At 66.8% G+C, this 2,422-nt stretch carries 5 protein-coding genes; 2 read left to right on the top strand and 3 right to left on the bottom strand.

Going from position 1 to position 2,422, the window contains the following annotated elements; all coding sequences use genetic code 11:
* Both ACFRFC_RS10360 and ACFRFC_RS10355 read right to left on the bottom strand, forming a co-directional pair.
* A partial coding sequence (locus tag ACFRFC_RS10360) for a DUF397 domain-containing protein (protein ID WP_383112613.1) occupies positions 1 to 138 on the bottom strand: 138 nt, incomplete at its 3' end.
* Positions 135 to 1,010 (bottom strand): helix-turn-helix domain-containing protein, encoded by an 876-nt coding sequence (locus tag ACFRFC_RS10355; protein WP_382680637.1) that lies wholly within the window; start codon positions 1,008 to 1,010, stop codon positions 135 to 137. The genes ACFRFC_RS10355 and ACFRFC_RS10360, both read right to left, overlap by 4 nt.
* A gap of 154 nt (positions 1,011 to 1,164) precedes the next feature.
* Between ACFRFC_RS10355 and ACFRFC_RS10350 the strand changes: the two genes are divergently transcribed.
* A complete protein-coding gene (locus ACFRFC_RS10350) occupies positions 1,165 to 1,647 on the top strand; it encodes an ATP-binding protein (protein ID WP_382680636.1) in 483 nt (160 codons plus the stop codon).
* Between the two features lie 372 nt (positions 1,648 to 2,019).
* Here ACFRFC_RS10350 and ACFRFC_RS10345 read toward each other — a convergent pair whose 3' ends face one another.
* Entirely contained in the window at positions 2,020 to 2,187 is a 168-nt protein-coding gene (locus ACFRFC_RS10345; protein WP_382680635.1) for an Arc family DNA-binding protein, read from the bottom strand.
* An 87-nt stretch (positions 2,188 to 2,274) separates the two neighbouring features.
* Between ACFRFC_RS10345 and ACFRFC_RS10340 the strand changes: the two genes are divergently transcribed.
* On the top strand, positions 2,275 to 2,422 hold a 148-nt coding region (locus tag ACFRFC_RS10340; protein WP_383112612.1), incomplete at its 3' end, for a helix-turn-helix domain-containing protein.

The raw sequence follows: 2,422 nt of genomic DNA, 5'->3' as shown, positions 1-2,422 counted from the left end.
GTACTTGGAGTCGCGGACGTGGACGGTGCCGGGAGTGGTGGCGATCTCGACGCAGGAGTCACCCTCGTTGCCGTCGCTGTAGCTGCTCTTGAACCACGCCAGATCGGAGGCGTCCCCGGCGGAGGACTTGCGGATCATTTCTCTCCCAGCAGTTGCTCAATGAAGGCCAACGACTCCCGAGGCGGGAGGGCCTGAGCCCGGATCGTGCCATACCGCAGCTCAAGGAAGCGCACCTGCTTCGGGTCCGAAACAGGACGACCACTGAACGCGCCGTCGGAGCGCCCCGTCGCCGTACCGTCCTCGAACTTCAGCAACTCGATCCTCCCGTCGAGGCCGGGATGAACCTCCGTTTGCGTCGGCATCACCTGAAATGTGACGTTACGCAAGCGGCCCACCTCCAACAGGCGTTCGAGCTGTCGTCGCCACACCATTGTGCCTCCCAGCGGCCGTCGCAGCAGCGTCTCTTCCAGCACGAATCCCAGCGCCGGGGCCGGGTCTCGATCAAGAATGGACTGCCGAGCCACCCGAGCGGCAACCAGCCGCTCCACCTCGGCTTGTGGGTACGGCGGTTGTCGCGACTCAAACGCGGCACGAGCATGCTCCGGCGTCTGCAACAACCCGCTAATGCTGTTGCAGACGTACAGCCCGATCTCGACGGCCTTCGACTCCAGGTCCCCCAGATCCCGCACCTTCTTCGGATAGCGAACCTTCCGCACGTCCTCCTTCATCGCGGAGATGAGCCCCTCCGCCCTCAGGACTTCGTCGGACTTGTCCAGATACTCAGGCCGAGGAATCCGTTTGCCACCCTCGATCTTGTAGACCAAGTCCTCGCCGTACCCGATGGCCTGCGCAAAGTCACCGGCCCGCATCCCCGCCGCCTCCCGGCGCAGCTTCAACTGCCGCCCGACGGTCGCGATCACCGCCAGGCCCCACGCGTCGTCCGGCTCCACCTCCCAACCCGGCTCATCCGCCTCTTCCGTGAGCCGAACACTCTCCGCCTCGACCGTCATCGCGCACCCCTTCGTGCTCCGGTACTTTTCCGCCGCCCTACCCGCGAACCCCGCCCCGACAAGCCCGGACACGACTGGACAAGCACCGGACAGTGACTCTACGCAACGGCTCCATCACTCATCACGGTAGGCAGAATCCGGCACGCTGAGTGACATGAATCAAGAAACCGCCACCCCCGACACCCAACTCAAGAACCCCATCCGCAACTTCACCGCGCTCCTGGCCCCCACCCCCTTGGGCGCCCGCCTGGCCCGCCACCACACCATCGAGCAACTCCACACCTGGGGACTCCCGTTGGACCCGGCGGAGCACATCGTCGCCGAGCTGGCGGCGAACGCCGCCGTCCATGGCCGCGTCCCGGGCCGGAGCTTCCGCCTCCTGCTCTACGTCGTCGGCGACACGCTCCGTATCGAGGTCTCGGACACCCGGGGTGACGACCTCCCGCGCACGCAGGGACACACCGTGCCCGACGCCGAATCCGGCCGTGGCCTCGTCATCGTGGAGGCGCTCGCCGACCGCTGGGGCGTGACCTCCGGCCCGCCCCCACGCAAAACCGTCTGGGCCGAAATCCGCGTCCGCCGCACCGCATCGCGGCCCGTCCCGCCCCGGTCACCGGCAACCCGGCCCCGCGCGTGATCAAAGCTTTTAAGTACCCGGGGCGAATACCAACCCAACCCCACCCCACCGATCCACCCCAGCAACCCTGGTCACCCGGAAGGGTGGAGTTCCTCAACTCAGCTGGATTTCGGACTGGTTCGCTGGCATATGCTCGCCGCGACCACAACAGCAGACATGCGACGGCCCCCGGCCGGGACTCGCAATCCCGATCGAGGGCCTGACCACCGAGGAAGTAGGCGCTTCCTGATGGATACCCCGCACCCTAGCGCGCCTCCGCGCCCGAAGCCGCTGAATCCGCGCGGCATCACCCACCGTGTGTCCTCGCAGGGTGCCCCGGCCTTCAGGCCGGGGGTGAATGCGAGCCCCTGCGGAGCAGGGCAGGGATAGCCGTTACGCCCCCTGGGCGGAACGGCGTTCACCCTCCACCGGGGCGTGGTCGTCCCGCGACCTGTTGAGCATGTGGAGGATCTGGGCGTGCAGGGAGCGGTGTTCCCGTTCGGCGAGGGCTTTGAGGCGGGCGTGTTCGTCGTCGGGGAGGCGCAGAGTGATCTGTTTCATGCCATCACCGTACCGGCTGACCAACCCTCCCGCGATGCAGAATTGGGCCTACCCTGATGGTATGGTGATGGTGTGTCGAGGTTTCGGATGTACCCCACAGGCGAGCAGGAGCAGCAGATGCTGCTGCACTGCGCGCACGCGAGGTACGTCTGGAACCTCGCCGTCGAGCAGCACGCGCACTGGCAGCCGGGCCGCAAGTCCGCCCCCTCCTTTGCGGAGCAGTGCCGCCAGCTCA

Origin of the sequence: Streptomyces sp. NPDC056734 (assembly GCF_042790455.1) — a bacterium.
Taxonomy (GTDB): domain Bacteria; phylum Actinomycetota; class Actinomycetes; order Streptomycetales; family Streptomycetaceae; genus Streptomyces.
The sequence above is the reverse complement of the archived record's forward strand: the minus strand, read 5'-3'. Positions and strand labels throughout refer to the sequence as shown.